Annotated in this window: 12 protein-coding genes and 1 pseudogene; 10 read left to right on the top strand and 3 right to left on the bottom strand. The window is 69.9% G+C overall.

What is annotated here, in order from left to right; genetic code table 11:
• Window positions 1-224 precede the first annotated feature (224 nt).
• The 8 genes from ACIBP6_RS02475 to ACIBP6_RS02440 all read left to right on the top strand — a co-directional run bounded on the left by ACIBP6_RS02475 (window position 225) and on the right by ACIBP6_RS02440 (window position 10,117).
• The gene (locus ACIBP6_RS02475; RefSeq protein ID WP_397047992.1) at window positions 225-596 is read left to right on the top strand and encodes a hypothetical protein; all 372 of its coding nucleotides are present in this window, start codon (window positions 225-227) and stop codon (window positions 594-596) included.
• Window positions 593-1,726 carry a GNAT family N-acetyltransferase gene (locus ACIBP6_RS02470; protein WP_397047990.1) on the top strand — a complete coding sequence of 378 codons (1,134 nt, stop codon included), beginning with the start codon at window positions 593-595 and terminating at the stop codon, window positions 1,724-1,726. The genes ACIBP6_RS02475 and ACIBP6_RS02470 overlap by 4 nt, the downstream gene beginning before the upstream one ends.
• Window positions 1,727-1,877: 151 nt before the next feature.
• The gene (locus ACIBP6_RS02465; protein WP_397047988.1) at window positions 1,878-2,714 is read left to right on the top strand and encodes a glycosyltransferase family 2 protein; all 837 of its coding nucleotides are present in this window, start codon (window positions 1,878-1,880) and stop codon (window positions 2,712-2,714) included.
• Window positions 2,715-2,725: 11 nt separating this feature from the next.
• The gene (locus ACIBP6_RS02460) at window positions 2,726-3,667 is read left to right on the top strand and encodes a glycosyltransferase family 2 protein (protein ID WP_397047986.1); all 942 of its coding nucleotides are present in this window, start codon (window positions 2,726-2,728) and stop codon (window positions 3,665-3,667) included.
• Entirely contained in the window at window positions 3,664-4,467 is an 804-nt protein-coding gene (locus tag ACIBP6_RS02455) for a polysaccharide deacetylase family protein (protein WP_397047984.1), read from the top strand. The genes ACIBP6_RS02460 and ACIBP6_RS02455 overlap by 4 nt, the downstream gene beginning before the upstream one ends.
• Window positions 4,460-5,776 carry a lipopolysaccharide biosynthesis protein gene (locus tag ACIBP6_RS02450; protein WP_397047982.1) on the top strand — a complete coding sequence of 439 codons (1,317 nt, stop codon included), beginning with the start codon at window positions 4,460-4,462 and terminating at the stop codon, window positions 5,774-5,776. Before ACIBP6_RS02455 ends, ACIBP6_RS02450 begins: the two co-directional genes overlap by 8 nt.
• A 1,313-nt stretch (window positions 5,777-7,089) precedes the next feature.
• Complete coding sequence (locus ACIBP6_RS02445; RefSeq protein WP_397047980.1) at window positions 7,090-9,375, top strand: hypothetical protein; 2,286 nt, start codon at window positions 7,090-7,092, stop codon at window positions 9,373-9,375.
• Window positions 9,376-9,532: 157 nt separating this feature from the next.
• Complete coding sequence (locus tag ACIBP6_RS02440) at window positions 9,533-10,117, top strand: hypothetical protein (RefSeq protein ID WP_397047979.1); 585 nt, start codon at window positions 9,533-9,535, stop codon at window positions 10,115-10,117.
• A gap of 17 nt (window positions 10,118-10,134) precedes the next feature.
• Here ACIBP6_RS02440 and ACIBP6_RS02435 read toward each other — a convergent pair whose 3' ends face one another.
• The 3 genes from ACIBP6_RS02435 to ACIBP6_RS02425 all read right to left on the bottom strand — a co-directional run bounded on the left by ACIBP6_RS02435 (window position 10,135) and on the right by ACIBP6_RS02425 (window position 13,563).
• The gene (locus ACIBP6_RS02435) at window positions 10,135-11,523 is read right to left on the bottom strand and encodes a GH39 family glycosyl hydrolase (RefSeq protein ID WP_397047977.1); all 1,389 of its coding nucleotides are present in this window, start codon (window positions 11,521-11,523) and stop codon (window positions 10,135-10,137) included.
• Window positions 11,524-11,736: 213 nt separating this feature from the next.
• Window positions 11,737-12,489, bottom strand: a complete 753-nt coding sequence (locus ACIBP6_RS02430; RefSeq protein WP_397047975.1) for an SDR family oxidoreductase — start codon at window positions 12,487-12,489, stop codon at window positions 11,737-11,739.
• A 48-nt stretch (window positions 12,490-12,537) separates the two neighbouring features.
• Complete coding sequence (locus ACIBP6_RS02425; protein ID WP_397047973.1) at window positions 12,538-13,563, bottom strand: phosphotransferase family protein; 1,026 nt, start codon at window positions 13,561-13,563, stop codon at window positions 12,538-12,540.
• A gap of 336 nt (window positions 13,564-13,899) precedes the next feature.
• On the opposite strand from ACIBP6_RS02425, the gene ACIBP6_RS02420 reads away from it, so the two are divergent.
• Together ACIBP6_RS02420 and ACIBP6_RS02415 are read left to right on the top strand one after the other, a co-directional pair.
• Window positions 13,900-14,802: a GNAT family N-acetyltransferase gene (locus ACIBP6_RS02420; RefSeq protein ID WP_397047971.1), complete on the top strand. Its 903-nt coding sequence runs from the start codon at window positions 13,900-13,902 to the stop codon at window positions 14,800-14,802.
• Window positions 14,799-15,230, top strand: a pseudogene (locus ACIBP6_RS02415) (DegT/DnrJ/EryC1/StrS family aminotransferase); the annotation flags it as partial. The gene ACIBP6_RS02420 and the pseudogene ACIBP6_RS02415, both read left to right, overlap by 4 nt.
• Window positions 15,231-15,778: the final 548 nt, after the last annotated feature.

Below are 15,778 nucleotides of genomic sequence, written 5' to 3'. Positions count from 1 at the left end.
AAGATGCCCCGCCACATAGGGCATTCTGGTGTGCTTGGGGACCGCGTCGGGACCGGCGCTCACTTGACCGTGTGCTGAACGTCACACGAAAAATCTTTGCCTCCCGGTAAACCGGAGCGCGTCGCCAAGCGTCGGCATTGACGTGTCCAGGCACGGATTGGTCCCATGAACAGGCGATCAATCTTGCGTTTCGACCAGCAAGAGCAGGAAGAGAGAGACAGGAGATGCTCAAACAGCACCGCAGAGCGCTCGCCTGGCTGGTGGCGCTGGCCTGCATAGCAGGTGCGGTAGTCGCGCTGTTCGATATCGAGACGCCACTGCGTCCCTTCCTCATCTCCCTGTTCCTTCTGGTCGTTCCAGGAGCGGCAGTGGTGGGACTGTTGCGTGATCGTGACCCCCTTGCCGCACTATCAGTGGGAGCGGCGGCAAGTCTTGTGCTCAACGTGCTCCTTGCTCAGGCCATGCTGCTCTTCGATGCGTGGTCGCCCCGAGCCGGGGTCGCGACGGTCGCCGTGCTCGGAGGGTTCATGTACGTGCTTCGGGTCTTGTACCGGGGGAAGAGCATGCAGACCGAACAGGGGGCCAGGGCAAGGTGAACATCCAGGTAGTCCGGCCGGGAGAACTCGGCGACTCCGAGCGGGCCCGCTGGCGGGAGTTGCAGAAGGCCGACCCGAGTCTGGACAACCCGTTCCTGTCGGTCGAGTTCGCCGTGGCGATGGACCGTCTGCGCGACTACGTGCGGGTGGCCGTCATCTCGGACGGAAGCGGCATCCAGGGCTTCTTCCCCTACGAACGGCACAGTTTCGGCATCGGCAAGCCACTCGGCGGCTTCCTCACCACGTGTCACGGTTTGATCTCGATCCCCGAGCTCAAGCTCGACGCGAAGGCGCTGCTGCGCGCGTGCAAGCTGAGCGTGTTCGACTTCGACCATCTCGTGGCGGGGCAGCCGACGTTCGCGCCGTACGAGACCGATGTCCGGCCGGCGCCGGTCATGGACTTCACCGCCGGGTTCGACGCCTGGCTGGAGCAGGTCAAGTCCAACTCGCCGAAGAATCTCAAGACGGTGCGCTACAAGGAGCGCAAGTTCGGCCGTGAGCAGGGCGAACTGCGCCTCGAGTGGGCCTCGGCCGATCCCGAGGTGCTGCGCACACTCCTCGCCTGGAAGTCCGACCAGTACCGGCGTACCGGCCGGGTGGACAGATTCGCCCAGCCGTGGATCGTCGAGCTGACGGACATGATGCATGCGGAGAGCTCCCCCGACTTCGCGGGAGTCCTCACCATGCTCTATGCCGGAGACGTACCGGTGGCCGGCCATTTCGGCCTCCGTACGGCTACCACGCTCGTGGGGTGGTTCCCCGCATACGACACCGAGTTCGCCCGGTACTCGCCAGGCATCGTCCACCACCTGCAGATGGCCGAGGCAGCCGCCAAGGCCGGCCTGCACATGGTGGACATGGGCAAGGGCGGCAAGGAGTACAAAGACTGGCTCAAGAGCGGGGTCCTGTACGTCGCCGAAGGCCGCATCTCACGACCGTCGCCCACCGCGGCGGTCCACTGGATCGGCCGAACTCCTTTCAACAAAGCCCGAACAATTGTCATGGATCGGCCGTCTCTCTATAGAGCGGCCGACCGTGTCCTCAAGGGCTTCGGTCGGGTGCGCACCTCGATGCAGCAGCAGGAGGAGTCACCCAACGGAGTAGTCAAAGAACCGACCGGAGCGAGCTAACCCCTCACTCACCCCCCGGCACAGTACATACACCCTCACACTTCACAGCAGGACCCTTCGATGCACCGTCCGCCGGCGGCGCCGCTCCCACCAGCACCCGGGAGCGGTCCATCGGCGCGCAGCGCGGGGTCCCGGAAGGATTCTCCTCGCCATGAGTCCCGAGATCACCAAGCACAACGGCAAGGTCCAGACCTCGCCCCCCTTGCGGTCGATGCCGCCACCGTCGAGCTTCACGCCGGTGACGCCGCATCTGGCCATCTCACCGACGGTCAGCGTGGTCGTGCCCGCGATGAACGAGGCCGAGAACCTGCCGCACGTCTTCGCCACCATCCCGCAGTGGGTGGACGAGATCGTGCTCGTCGACGGCAACTCCGTCGACGACACGGTCGCCGTGGCCAGGCGGCTGCGCCCCAACGTCAAGGTGGTGACGCAGACCGGCAAGGGCAAGGGTGACGCCCTGGCGGCCGGGTTCGCCGCGTGCACCAGCGACATCATCGTGATGATCGACGCCGACGGCTCGACCGACGGTCGCGAGATCATCAACTTCGTGGGCGCGCTGGTGACCGGCGCCGACTTCGTCAAGGGCTCGCGCTACGCCTCGGGTGGCGGCAGCGACGACCTGACGCTCAACCGGCGTCTGGGCAACAAGGTCCTGACCGGCATCGTCAACGTCATGTACAACACCAAGTACACCGACCTGTGCTACGGCTACAACGCCTTCTGGGCCCGCCACCTCGACGTGCTCAACCTCGACTGTGACGGCTTCGAGGTCGAGACGCTGATGAACGTGCGTGCCGCCAAGGCCGGGTTGAAGGTGCACGAGGTGCCGAGCCACGAGCGCAACCGCATCCACGGCGAGAGCAACCTGCACGTCGTCCGCGACGGCTTCCGCGTGCTCAAGACCATCCTGAAGGAGTGGCGCCGTCAGCCCACTCACCCGCAGCCCGAGCCCACCGCCGCGCCTGCCGCCGACCGAGGCGTGGCGTAAGAAGGAACCTTGTGAACACGTCTGTTGTCATCTGCGTCTACACCGACGAACGGTGGGAGGACATCAGGCAGGCAGTCGAGTCGGTCGAGAACCAGACACGCCCGGCACACGAGCTGATCCTGGTCGTCGACCACAACCCCGACCTGCACCTGCGGCTCAAGCGTGAGTATCCACAGGCCATCGTGGTGGAGAACACGCACGAGAAGGGGCTGTCGGGGGGGAAGAACACCGGCGTCGCCACGGCCAACGGCGAGATCGTCGCGTTCCTCGACGACGACGCCGTGGCCGATCCCGGCTGGCTGGAGGCTTTGGAGGAGGGCTTCCAGGAACCGGGTGTGGTCGGTGTCGGCGGCCGTACCGACCCCTTGTGGGCGTCGGAGCGGCGGCCGCGGTGGTTCCCGTACGAGTTCGACTGGACGGTCGGCTGCACCTACCGCGGCATGCCCGCGGTCAGGGCGCCCATCCGCAACGTGATGGGCGGCAACGCCGCGTTCCTGCGCGACGTCGTGGCCGAGGTTGGCGGTTTCCACAGCGGCATCGGGCGCAGCGTGCAGGGGCGCAAGTCGCGCCCGCTGGGGTGCGAGGAGACCGAGTTCTGCATCCGGCTGACGCAGCGGAAGCCGGGCTCGGTCATGCTGTTCGAACCGCGCGCGGTGATCGGGCACAAGGTGTCCCGGCAGCGCGAGCGGTTCGCGTACTTCAGGTCCAGGTGCTACGCCGAGGGGCTGTCGAAGGCTCTGGTGACGCGTGAGGTCGGCACCCAGGACGGGCTCGCCAGCGAGCGGGCCCACGCGATGAAGACGCTGCCGCTCGGTGCGCTCCGCGGGGTCGGTGAGGCCCTGCGGGGCGACCTCGGCGGGCTCGGCCGGGCCGGCGCGATCGTCGTCGGCCTGGCCTGGACGGTCTGGGGTTACGTCGTCGGTTCCGTACGGCTGAAGGTGGCACGGTCATGATCCGCGTTCCGATCCTGATGTACCACTCGGTCAGCGACACGCCCAACGACGAGACGCGGCCGCACGCGGTGCGGCCGTCCGACCTGGAGGAGCAGCTGGCGTACCTGTCGGAGAGCGGCTTCACGCCGCTCACGCTGGGCGACCTGGTGGCCTCCTTCAACAAGAACAACGGCCGCTCGCTGCCCGGCAAGCCCGTCGTGCTGACGTTCGACGACGGCTACGCCGACTTCCACAGCCACGCGCTGCCGTTGCTCGAGCGCTACAAGTTCCCCGCCACGGTCTTCCTGACCAGCGGCTGGGTGTCCGACGCGGGCAATGACGCCGCGGGCCGGCCCCTCGACGCCATGCTGTCGTGGGGCCAGGCCCGTGAGGCCGCCCAGACCGGCATCGAGATCGGCGGCCACAGCCACAGCCATCCCCAGCTCGACCAGCTCCGCACCGACGACCTGCGGCAGGAGCTGCGCAGGAACAAAGGGCTGCTGGAGGAGAAGATCGGCGCGCCGGTCGCGACCATGGCCTACCCCTACGGCTACTCCAGCGCCCGCGTCCGCCAGGAAGTACGCAAGGCCGGCTATTTCGCCGCTTGCGCCGTGAGCAACGCGATCGCCGCCGATCGCCATGACATGCTCGCCATCCCCCGGTTGACGGTCGGCAAGGGCACGACCGTCAACATGTTCAAGCGCGCCGTCGAAGGCAACGCCGTGCCTCTCATCTACCTGCGCGAGCGCATCCTGACCAAGGGGTACGCCGTCGTGCGCAGGACGAGGTACGGGCTGCAACGGGTGCGCGGCAATGTCTAACCTCTGGGGCAGAGTCCTTCACGATCTCCGTAACCCGCTCTTCCGCCAGGGCTACGCGCTCATGGCGAACACGGTGATCACCGGCGTTCTCGGCATGGGCTACTGGCTGCTGGCCGCCCACTACTACACCGACGAGGAGTTCGGCCGCGGGCAGGCGGTGATCACGGCGATGCGGCTGTTCGCGTCGCTGACCGCGCTGGGCTTCGTGGGCGCGCTGGCCCGGTACCTGCCGGTGTCGGGCCGCCGTACCCCCGAGGTCATCCTGCGCGGGTACGGCCTGGCCGCCGCCACCGGCGGGGTCGCGGCGGTCGGCTTCCTGCTGACGCTGCCGCTGTGGGGCGAGACGTACTCCGTGCTGGCCGGGTTCGGGCCTGGGCTGTTCTTCCTGGGCTCCGTGGTGGTGTGGGCGGTCTTCACGTTGCAGGACGTGGTGCTGACCGGCCTGCGCCGGGCCACGTTCGTGCCGCTGAACAACCTGATCTTCGGCCTGGTGAAGATGGGGCTGCTGGTCGCGCTGGCCGGCGCGCTGCCCGAGGGCGGCATCTTCGTCTCCTGGGTCATCCCGACCGCGCTCGCCCTGATCCCGGTCCAGTGGCTGATCTTCGGCGTGGTCGTGCCCCGGCACGTCCGGCAGGCCGACGCGGGGCAGGACCCGCCGCGGCTGCGTGAGATGGGCAGGTTCCTGGCCGGTGACTTCCCCGGCACGCTGTCCATCCTGGCGATCGTCTACCTCGTGCCCGTGGTGATCGCGACGCAGGTCGGCGAGGCCACGTTCGGGCGCTTCGCGATGGCGCACACGCTGGCCAGCATGATCGAGCTGCTGGCCATGAACATGGCGGTGTCGCTGACCGTCGAGGGCTCCTTCGACCGTGCCAGCCTCGCCCAGAACTGCCGGCGGGCGCTGCAGCGGGCGTTACTGATCGTCACGCCGATCATCGCGGTGGCGATCCTCGGGGCGCCGCTGATCCTGCGGATCTTCGGCACGGAGTTCGCCGACGAGGGCACGACGCTGCTGCGGCTGATGTCGCTGGCGGTGCTGCCGCGCGTGCTGATCGAGGTCTACCTGAGCACGCTGCGGGCGCGGAGCAAGGCGCGCGCGCTGGCGGTCGTCCAGATCGGGCTGGCGGTGCTCGTCCTGGTGTCCACCGTGGTGCTGTTCCCTCACTTCGGGGTGAACGCGGTGGGGTACGGACTGCTCTTCAGTGAGCTGCTCGTGGCACTTTTGATCTTCGGAAATCTGCGCAAAATACTCAAGTACGGCGAAACTGCAAGGTCGACTGTCACCCAGGGGTCGTCCGGGGCCGCATGATGGTCAGCGTGACGCAACGGGACGGCGATGGCATGGCAACGGGGATGACCGGCTCCTCGGATGAGAACAAGGAGAAGTCAGAGGTGCCCTTCGATCCGGACGCGACGGGAGTCATCCCCAAGTTGACGTTCGACCCCCCGGAAGAAGGGGGCGACGCGGCCAAGGACGCGCCGAAGGGCGCGCCCAAGGGCGCGGCTGAGAAGGACGCCCAGGCGGACGCCGAGACGACCACGGCCGTCCGCCTGCCCGCCCCTCTCCACATCGGCCAGCCCCCCACCGCAGATTCCCCGGCCGACCCCGCCCCGGCCAAGGAGACCCCCGCGCGCCCTGGCCCCGCCGCCCCTGGCCCCGCTGCCCCTGGCCCCGCTGCCCCGGGCCCCGCTGCCCCGGGCCCCGCTGCCCCGGGCCCCGCTGCCCCGGGCCCCGCTACCCCGGGCCCCGCTACCCCGGGCCCCGCTGCCCCGGGCAGCGCCAAGGAGGCCGACAAGGACGCCGCCAAGCGCCCGGCCTCGTCCGCCGCCACGGGCACGCCGGTTCCGTCCGTTCAGAAGGACACCAAGCCCACCCCGGCGGCTCCGAAGGCCCGCAAGACGACCACGCCGGAGACCGCGGGCGCGCCGAAGGCGGCCGCCGAGGACGCCGCCGAAGCGCCGGCGGCGGACCCGGAGACCACCACCAAGGTTCCGCCCCGCCCGGCTCAACCGAAGGCGTCTCAGAGCCCCTCGGTCGCCCCCAAGCCCGCCTCCCGTCCCCAGCCGACCGGAGGGACGGGTGCGGCGCCGACCGGTGCGCGTCCGCAGCCCTCCAGCGGCCCGCAGAGCGCCGGTACGCCGCCCAAGGGTCACCAGAGCGGTTCCAAGACGCCCGGCGGGGCGCCGGCGAGCACAGAGCCTCAGCGGCCGGGCGCACGGCCTTCGGGCAACGCGACGACGGACACCCAGCCGCAACCCACCGCAGGGAAGGAGGCGGCGGGCGGTACGCGTCCGCAGCCCGCCGGCGGCTCTCAGCCTGCCGGCGGCTCTCAGCCTGCCGGTGGCCCTCAGCCTGCCGGTGTGACGCAGGCGGCCAATCCCTCGCAGGCTCCCACTGTGCCGCAAGCACCCAGCGGTCCTCAGCGGCCGAGCGGGACGGGCCAGTGGCCCGGCCAAGCGGCGGGGACGGGTCAGGGGCCCGGCCCTGCCGGGCCGGGTCAGGCGGCCGGTGCCGGACAGGCGGCCAGTCCCGCCGGTGCCGGACAGGCGGCCGGTCCTGCCGGGGCCGGACAGGCGGCCGGGCAGGCGGCCGGACAGGCGGCCGGGCAGGCGCATGGGGCTGTGGGGTTGTTGCAGCCTGCTCCTGGTGAGCCGCAGGCCGCGCCCGGTGGCGTGGCGGCGCAGGGCGTGGCGGCGCAAGATGTGGCGGCGCAGGTGCCGTACGGGGTGCCGCAGGAGGCCGGGAAGCCGGTCGGGTTGCGGGCGCGGCTGAGCCGGCTGCTCGCCAGCGCGCCCCAGTGGCTGCCCGCGCTGCTCGTCGTCGAGGGCCTGATCATGTACGTCCTCGCCATCAAGGCGCCCGTTGGGCCGATGCGCGGCGTGGATCCGTCCGACATCGACGGGCTCGGCCTGATCTCGGCGCTCCCGGCGACGGCGTTCATCGCCCTCCTCATCATGATCGTGTCGTTCTTCGTCACGGTCGCCCAGAGCACCGACCGCAAGTTCCTGCTCCTGTTCCAGATCGCCGCGATCACGTTCGCCCTGCACGGCGTCGGCTCCCTCGTGGCGGAGGAGCCGCGCTTCCCCACGGCGTACATCCATGCCGGTTTCGTGGAGTTCATCGGCAGGACCGGCGAGACGGCGATCAACATCGACGCCCGCATGGGCTGGCCGGGCTACTTCGCGCTGTTCGCGTTCGTGACGAAGGCCGCCGGCATCACCGACATGTCCACGATCCTGCTGTGGACGCCGCTCCTGTCGAACCTGCTCTACCTGCTGCCGTTCGTGCTGATCCTGCGCCAGGTGGTGGCGACGACGCGGGCGCGGTGGTTCGCGGCGCTGCTGTTCGTGCTGGTGCAGTGGATCGGTCAGGACTACTTCTCGCCCCAGGGCTTCACGTTCGCCCTCTATCTGGCGTTCGTGGCGATCCTGCTGAGGTGGTTCGGAAGGGTGGAGCCGCGCACGAAGCCCGTCCCGCCCAAGGGCCTGCGCAAGCTCATCGCCCGCCTCGACGCGATGACGCCGGGCGAGCTGGCCAACACCGGCACCTATCGGGCCGACAAGCTGCTCATGCTGATGGTGCTGCTGACGCTGTTCTTCGCGTCGGTGGCCTCCCACCAGATCACGCCGTTCATGATGCTCGGCGTGGTGACGGCGTTCCTGCTGTTCAAGCGCACGTCGCTGACGTGGGCGCTGCCGTTCTTCCTCGGCCTGGTGACGCTGGCCTGGATCAGCTACATGACGGTGGGCTTCTGGGCCAGCCAGATCGACACGATCTTCGGCGGCCTCGGCAACGTCTTCGCCAACCTGCGCAGCAACACCGGCGACCGCATCGAGGGCACCGACCCGGCGCACGCGATGGTGCTGCAGGCGCGCCTCGGCATCCTGGTGGTGATCCTCAGCCTGGCGGCGACGGGCCTGTTCCGGCGGCTGCGGCGCGGGGTGTTCGACCGCTCGGCGCTGATCCTGCTCTGTGTGCCGGTGATGGCGCTGGCCCTGCAGAGCTACGGCGGCGAGATCGGCCTGCGGATCTACATGTTCGCCCTGCCGGGCGCCTGCCTGCTGGCCGCGTACGCGTTCTTCCCGAACCTGCCGGCCGACAGCGCGGACGTGCGCGAGGAGACCGTGCCGCTCCGCAAGCGGAACGTGCGCTTCAATCCCGAGCTCACCAAGCGCATCTCGGTCGTGGTGGCGGCCGCCTTCGCGATCGTGTTCGCGATGGCGTTCTTCCTCGCCCGGTACGGCAACGAGCAGTTCGAGCGGGTCACCACCGGCGAGATCGCGGCCCTGCACTACATCTACGACCACGACAAGCCGAGCGCGCGCGTGCTCTACCTGGTGCCCAAGGAGGGCCCCGAGGTCACGCCGACGCTGCCGTGGGGCGAGCGGGACGTCGAGCTGGTCAACTTCAACGTCCAGGCGCTCGTGCACAAGGATCCGACGAAGATCTCCGACGCGGTGGACGCGCTGAAGGAGCAGCCGCGCAACTCGTACCTGATCGTGAGCCGGGGGCAGGTCAGCTACCTGCAGCTCAACCAGGGCTTCCCGGCCGACTGGGGCGAGAAGTTCCGGGCGGCGCTGGACGCCTCGCCCGACCTGAAGCGGGTGTACTCCAACGAGGACGCGGCCCTGTACACCTGGAAGAACTTCGTCCGGGGCACCGAGATCCCCGAGCCGAACCCGTACCAGGGGCGGGGCGATCCCACCACGCCGTGGACACCGGTGGGGATCGGCGCGCTGGTCGTGACGTGGGTGGCGCTCTTCGGCTACGAGGTCATCCGGCTGAACGGCCCGAACCGGGCGCCGAAGGCCCGCAGGCGGCTGCTGTACCTGGCGGTGCCGTCCTTCGCGGTGGCGCTGGCGGTCATCGTCGAGCGGTTCATCTACATCGCGCAGAACAACATGTGAGGCGCGCTCTCCCCGGCGGTGCCGGGGAGAGCGTCATCCCGTCGGCGGACGCCATCCCCGGCCCCGGCCCGGAGGCGGCGGACGGGGGTGAATAAGATCAGCGGACGTCAGGTCAGCAGCCCCCGGCGCCCCCCAGGCAGTCCGAAGGACGGATCACATGATGTCTCAGAGCGCGGCCTTCTCGCAGGCGCGCCGTCCGGCCGCACCCAGTGTTCTGCTGACCGACCCGGCCGGGCTGTTCGCGGAGCTGGCCCGGCTCGGCCTGCCGGCGGGCGACTACGTGGTGTGCGGCTCGGCGGCCCTCTACGTCCGCGGCATGCGGGCCCGTATGGGCGATCTGGACGTGCTGGCCCGGGGTGCGGCCTGGCAGAAGGTGCTCACCCTCGGCACGCCGCAGCCGGCGTTGTCGGGTCACGGGCTCAGGGTGGTGCACCCGTCGGTGGCGATCGAGTTCGTGGACCGGTGGACGCCCGGGTGGCCGACCGACGACCTGATCGACAACGCCGACGTCATCGACGGCATCCCGTTCATGCGGCTGGGTGACGTACTGGCCTGGAAGGAGGCCGCCCGCCGGCCCAAGGACCTGCCTGACATCGCGGCGGTCCAGCACCTGCGGCACATGTGGAGCCGGCGCTCAGCGCGCGGCCAGGCCGCCGCCAAGCCGGCCGCGGAGCGCGGCCGGCCGGGCTACGCGGTCGCGGCGCACTACTGGGGCGTCGGCACCAAACCCTCCGGGGAGTGACCGACGCCCTGAGGCCGTCAGGTGCCGCCGCGCCCCGACCATCTGATCTCGTACGGCCCGAGCCCGACCTCGCGGCCGTCCACGGTGGCCGTGACGGGCTCGCCGGCGGTGTTGACCATGACGACCTGGCGTTCCTGGCCCAGCGCCTTGATCCGCGGGTCGGAGGAGCGCACCTCCTGCGCCTGCACCCCCGCGGGGAACCACCGGGTGAACCCGCTGAGCAGCCCCGCCATCGGCATCTCGCCGCCCACCTGGGGCGCCCACAGGCATCCGGGACACTCGCCCTCGCCGTCGAGCTGCGGGTTCCAGTACAGGGCCGTGGTGACGCCGCTCTTGGCGAACTCGATCAGCGCGCTGGCCTGTACGGCCGTGCGCTGTTCCTCGCTCCAGCCGGAGTTCTCCGGCTCGACGTACCATTCGGCCCACCAGACCGGCATGTCGCCGCTCTGCTGCCGCAGCCACGCGGTGATGGCGCTGAACTTGCCCTGGGCGGCGAAGGGGTCGGGCATGTTGCCCTTGTCCTTCGTCATCGTGGCGCTGTCGACGACGATGAAGTCGGCGCCCTTCTTGTGGTCGATCCAGTACTTGATGGCGTCCAGCGCCCGCTGGTCGACCGTGCCCCACGGCCCGCTCAGCTCCGAGGCCGGGCCCGAGGCGTAGCTCTCGATCGACACGTACGGCCCGCCGACCTGGATCTCGGGGTTCACGTTCTTCAGCGCCGTGTAGACCTTGTTGTACATCTCCGTGTAGCCCTCGGCGTCCCACGTGTTGGTGTCCGCGTTCCAGAAGCCCTTGAACTCGTTCCACACCATGTAGTGCTTGACCGTGGGGTACTGCTTGGCCACCCGCGCCGCCAGGTTGGCGAAGTCGTCGAAGTGCTCGGGCTCGGGGGCGACGGTGTGGTTCTTGCTCCAGTCCGTACGCCCGGCCTGGCCGCCCTTCATCCAGTCGGGGGCGCAGCACAACGTGATCACCGGCAACGCCCGCGACGACGCCATGAACGTCAGCCGCCGGTCGAGGTCGCGGAAGTTGAACTGCCCGGGGCTCGGCTCGGGGTTGCCCACGCCCCAGCCCATGATGTGCTGGTTCTGCAGCATGGGGACGCGGCCGAGCACGCCTCTGGCCTCCTCGGCGACCTGCTCCGGCTCGTTGTCGGCGCTGAACTGGGTGTGCGTGATGCCCCAGCGCGGCCAGTCGGGCAGCGCGGGCGGCTGCTCCAGGGTGGGCGGGGGCTGGGCCGGCATGGCGGTGGCCACGTCGCTGCCGCTGAACGCCTGGCGGTCCTGGCTGCGGAGCGAGGCGTAGACCATGATGCCCGCCACGAGCACGACCGCGACGATGCCCGCTCCCAGTGCGATCGGCCACGGCGATCGCCGGCGCGCGTGCCGGCCCTCGGTGGGGATCACCGCGACCCCGCCGGGAGGCGTCGCCGCCCGGGGCGGCGGGGGACGGCCATTTTCCAGGACTGGGAGGATGTCAACGAACGCTCCTCATCCTTCTCGCGAGACGGGCTGACCTGCACGGGGGCCGCGAACCTCGAAGGCTCGCGAACGCACAGAGGCCGGGCGGCGGCCCGGCCCCTCTTACGCTAATCGACCCGCCTGCCAAGCGACGTGCCGTCACTCCGAGCGAGGTGGCCGCTGGCCGCCGGCCGGGCCGGGGACCCCGGCATAACGGTACGGCATCGGCTGCCTCCCCGGCTGCACGACCAGAAGAGTGCCCGGGGTCTCGGCGTAGAAGGCCGATTCGACGGCGGCCGCGACGTCGTCCGCGGTCAGCAGCGGGAACCCCGAATTGACGAACATCTCCCGCGCGGCGGCCACAAGCGGCGTATCGGTGAAGCCAGGGCAGACCGCGCCGATACGGATGTTGTACGCGGCCAGCGGCTCGGCCAGCGACCTGACCAGGCCCACGACGGCGTGCTTCGTCATGGTGTAGACGGGGTCGCCGGCGTAGCCGACGAGACCGGCCAGCGAGGCGGTGGCCACGATGGCGCCGCCGCCCGAGCGCTTGAGCAGCGGGACGCTCGCGCGTACGCCGAAGACGACGCCGTCGACGTTGACCCCCATCACCTTGCGATAGCGCTCGACGTCGAAGTTCTCGAGGTCCACCCCGCTGGTGACGCCGGCGTTGAGATGGACCAGGTCGAGGCGCCCGTAGCGCCGTTCGGCGAGCGCGACGGCCTCCAGCGAGGCTTCCTCGGAGCTGACGTCGGCGGCCAGCCACGCGCCGTCGAGCTCCTTGGCCAGGCGCTCGACGCCCTCGCCGTCGCGGTCGACGAGGACACACCGGACGCCGCCCGTCGACAGACGGCGTGCCACGGCGGCCCCGATGCCGCTGGCCGCTCCGGTGATCAGTGCAACTGTGCTCATGACGCTCCTTGCGGGGCTCGGGCCCCAGGTCGAGGGGGGTGGTCGAGATCAGTGCTGGTCGAGCATGCGGTGGGCGCGGGAGATCAGCGTGGGTACGGCGCCGCCGATACGGTCGAATCCCTCCCCAACGGTCTTACCTTGCCGGAATCGGGCATGGATACCCTCCACGATGACCGCGAGCTTGAAATTCCCAAAAGCCACATAAAACCCAAGGTCCGAAATTTCGCGACCTGACACCTTTGTGTAGTAATTGGCGAACTCGGCGGCGTTGAGGAACCCCGGTGTCGCCGTCACGTCGCCCGACACCGGGATGCTCGCCCGCTCCTCGTCCCCCCGGTCGGCCCAGTACGTCAGCGTCAGCCCCAGGTCGGTCAGCGGGTCGCCGAGCGTGGACATCTCCCAGTCGACCACGGCCATGATCTCCAGGTCCTCGCGCCGGACCAGCGTGTTGTCCAGCCGGTAGTCGCCGTGCACCAGCGTGCCGGAGGCCTCGGCGGGCAGCCGCTCGCGCAGGCGCTCGACCAGCCGGTAGTAGTCGGGCCGGTCCTCGGTCTTCGACCGTTCCCACTGCTGGCACCACCGGTCGAGCTGGCGGGCCAGGTAGCCCGCCGGCCGGCCGAAGTCGCCGAGCCCCACCTCGCGGTAGTCGACGGCGTGGATGGCGGCCAGCACCTCGGCCAGGCGTTCCGACAGCCGCCGGGTCTGCTCGGGCGCCGGGTCGCCGAGCTGGTCGCGTGTCCGCACGGCGTCGCCGGGGACGTACCCCATGAGGTAGAACGGGGCGCCGATCACGTCCTCGTCAGGGCAGAAGGCGACCGGCTCCGGCACCGGGACGGGCGTGGGCGCGAGCGCGGAGATGACCCGCCACTCGCGCCGCATGTCATGGGCGGTCGGCAGCACGTGGCCGAGCGGCGGCCGGCGCAGCACCAGGCGGCGCTCGGCGGCCTCGACCAGATACGTCAGATTGGACCTGCCGCCCGAGATGAGCGAGACGGACAGGGGCTCGCCGGCGTCGGGCACATTCCGGGCCATCCATGCGACCAGGCGGGGGTGGTCGATGCCAGGTACGGTCATGCACACACATTAGAACGTCACTCTGTTCTGAATACCACCTGAGAGTTGTGTAACGTTCCGAACCTGCGTCTATGCCACGGCGCGAGATCCTTTACTCTGGCAGTACACCTCTGCCCTCATGCTGGGCGGTGAGTGGCATGCTGACAGTAGGAGCCCATGCGCGTCACCCTTGCCCTCCCTCGTGAACTGGGCCAAGCAGAAGTGAGCCGATGGCGGGCGCTCCAGGAAGCGGACACCGCCTTCGACAATCCCTTCTTGTCCCCGGAGTTCACCCTCGCGGTTGGGGAACTCCGAGATGTCGTTCGGGTCGCCGTCCTCCATGACGGTCCCGACATCGTGGGGTTCTTTCCGTTCGAGCGACATCCGCTCGGCATCGGCAAACCGGTCGCGGCGGGGCTGACCGACGCGCAGGGCCTGGTGTACGCCCAGGGGCTCCGGATCGACCCGGTCCGGCTGATCAAGGACTGCGGCCTGTCGGTGTACGAGTTCGACCACCTCGTCGCCGGGCAGCCGCTGCTCAACGCCCGCCACGAACGGCACCCGTCGCCGATCATCGACCTGCGCGACGGCTTCGACCGCTACGCCGAGACGCTGCGCGCCAACTCCGGCAAGACGTACAAGTCCACGCTGGCCAAGCAGCGCAAGCTCGACCGCGAGGCCGGGGGCGTACGCCACGACTACGGCATCACCGACGTCGAGCCGCTGCGCACGCTGCTCGGCTGGAAGACCGACCAGTACCGCCGCACCGGGCGCACCGACCGGTTCGCCCACAAATGGATCGTGGAGCTGGTCGAGCGGCTGCTCGCGACCCAGTCCGCCAGCTTCGCGGGCGTGCTCGACATGATCTACGCCGGCGACGAGCCGGTGGCCGGCCACTTCGGGTTGCGCACCCGCACGACCCTCGTCGGCTGGTTCCCCGCCTACGACACCCGGTTCGCGAAGTACTCCCCCGGTCTCATCCAGCACCTGGCGATGGCCGAGCAGGCCGCCAAGACCGGCATCCAGGTGATCGACATGGGCCGGGGCCAGAAGGAGTACAAAGACAAGCTGAAGACCGGCGAGTTCGAGGTGGCCGAGGGGCGCGTGGCCAGGGCGAGCGCGGCGGCCGGCGTCCACTGGATGGTCAGGGTGCCGGCCCGCAAGACACGCGCCACGGTCATGAGCAACCCACTGCTCCTTAAAACGGCTGACAAGGCATTGAAAACCTACGGACGACTGCGTACTGTCCTCCAAGGGTGAAATACATCGCAGAGCGAACAGGTCGCTACTGCCTATCGCTACCGTCCAACCGGCTCGGCCTCTACCTGGCGCTGCGCCACTGGTGCACGCCCGGGCAACGGTTGCTCATGTCGCCGATCTCGGCCGACGAGATCCTCTTCCTCGTGCTGGCGGCCGGGCTGCGCCCGGTGATCGCGCCGCTGTCGCCGCGTGACGGCAACATCGACGTCGCGCGGGTCGACCTCGGCACCGTGGACGCGGTCCTCACCACCAACCTGTACGGCCTGCCGGACGACGCGCCCGCCTTCGCCGGCAAGATCCTCGTCGAGGACGTCGCGCACGCCATGGAGAGCTCCATCCAGGGGCGGCCGCTGGGCACGTTCGGCCAGGCGGCGGTCTTCAGCCTGTCCAAGCACCCGAGCGCCGGCTCGGGCGGTGTGCTGGTCGTCGACGACGTCTCCGACCTGGAGGCCCTGGCCCGGGCGCGCGACGAGCTGACGGTCCGCGGCTCGCTGCGGGCCGACCTGTGGAGCGTGGCCGGCTCCATGGTCCGCCACGCGGCGCTCAAGTTCGACCTCGTACGCCCCACGCTCAAGCTCGCGCGGGCCCTCGGCCTGCAGGAGAAGCGCGAGGGTTATCGGATCGCGCTCGACCCCGACGGGCTGAAGTCGGCGCTCAAACAGGCGCCGTCGCTGCCGCCGTTCGACCGCTGGGTCCATGCCGACCTGCACCGTTATCGCGCCCGGCGGGGGCGGCTGGCCCGGTGGTACCAGGACAGGCGGGTGACCGGGGTGCCCGAGGGCCGGGCGCGGCGGCTGGCCGGCGTGCAGCGGCTGGCCGAGTTGCCGACGGTCGCGCCGGCCGTGCTCGACGACCTCAGCCGGCCGTTGTTCCGGGTGCCGCTGCTGGTGCGCGACCGCGACGCGGCCATCGCCGAGCTCGAACGCCACGGGGTGGCCACCGGCTACCTGTACGACCCGCCGTACGACGACTACGC

Origin of the sequence: Nonomuraea terrae (genome assembly GCF_044465245.1) — a bacterium.
Taxonomy (GTDB): Bacteria; Actinomycetota; Actinomycetes; order Streptosporangiales; family Streptosporangiaceae; genus Nonomuraea; species Nonomuraea terrae.
This window is presented reverse-complemented; position numbering and strand designations above follow the sequence as displayed.

Excerpts from the sequence above, each read along its gene's own strand:
- ACIBP6_RS02455 (WP_397047984.1), top strand. The coding sequence starts at position 3,664 with ATGATCCGCGTTCCGATCCTGATGTACCACTCGGTCAGCGACACGCCC.
- ACIBP6_RS02440 (WP_397047979.1), top strand. The coding sequence starts at position 9,533 with ATGATGTCTCAGAGCGCGGCCTTCTCGCAGGCGCGCCGTCCGGCCGCA.
- ACIBP6_RS02475 (WP_397047992.1), top strand. The coding sequence starts at position 225 with ATGCTCAAACAGCACCGCAGAGCGCTCGCCTGGCTGGTGGCGCTGGCC.
- ACIBP6_RS02430 (WP_397047975.1), bottom strand. The coding sequence starts at position 12,489 with ATGAGCACAGTTGCACTGATCACCGGAGCGGCCAGCGGCATCGGGGCC.
- ACIBP6_RS02465 (WP_397047988.1), top strand. The coding sequence starts at position 1,878 with ATGAGTCCCGAGATCACCAAGCACAACGGCAAGGTCCAGACCTCGCCC.
- ACIBP6_RS02450 (WP_397047982.1), top strand. The coding sequence starts at position 4,460 with ATGTCTAACCTCTGGGGCAGAGTCCTTCACGATCTCCGTAACCCGCTC.
- ACIBP6_RS02425 (WP_397047973.1), bottom strand. The coding sequence starts at position 13,563 with ATGACCGTACCTGGCATCGACCACCCCCGCCTGGTCGCATGGATGGCC.